1 protein-coding gene is annotated in these 649 nt (G+C 56.5%); it reads left to right on the forward strand.

Translation table 11 applies throughout. From position 1 onward, the window contains the following. Positions 1 to 649 (forward strand): DUF6453 family protein (locus Xhom_RS31795; RefSeq protein ID WP_169928585.1); only part of this gene is annotated, 649 nt, incomplete at both ends.

Here is a 649-nt window from a genome sequence, read left to right on the forward strand (position 1 = left end):
GTTCAATATTGTGCTGATCCCGACAAAAACCGTGATGGCGGGGCAGTTTGGGCTCCATTCTACCATTGTTGACCGCCGGATTGAGAATATCCGCATGGAGGGGGAGTATCTGAAATTTGAGTTTATTGAGGGCCTGATTGGTTTCAGCCCTTTTTTTGAGCCGGATGATCACTTCTATATTCAGGTGTGTGGCTACCCGAAAAGCACTGCCTCCTTCGGCATCAAACTGGCCGGCATGAACGGGGTATCGACAATGGCTGACCAGAACCGGCTGGGGTATTGCGTCTACCGGGGGAAAATCCCCCTCGGGGCGCGGGGGCAATGGCGGGGGCCGGATTCCATCCCTAACCGGGGGCAGTGTCTGGTCTTTGCCCGGACCGAGACCGCCGGTGCCGCCATCGGCATGACGCACGATAAGGTTGTCGTGAACAATGAGGTGGCCTGTGAGGTGCATGTGGTGATTTTCTCCAGCGGCTTTCCGTTACAGAAACCCGACTGGGGGGTGGCGATTTATAATGCCGCCGGGCACATGACCTATTCATCCTATTACACCCCGTTCTTTCTGGGGGAAATGATCCCCGTGAGGAATGGGCACGGCGCGGCGAACACGATTGCCAGACCGATGGTGCATGTCAACCGGCTGGCGAAG

It is taken from the genome of Xenorhabdus hominickii, from assembly GCF_002632725.1.
Classification (GTDB): Bacteria; Pseudomonadota; Gammaproteobacteria; order Enterobacterales; family Enterobacteriaceae; genus Xenorhabdus; species Xenorhabdus hominickii.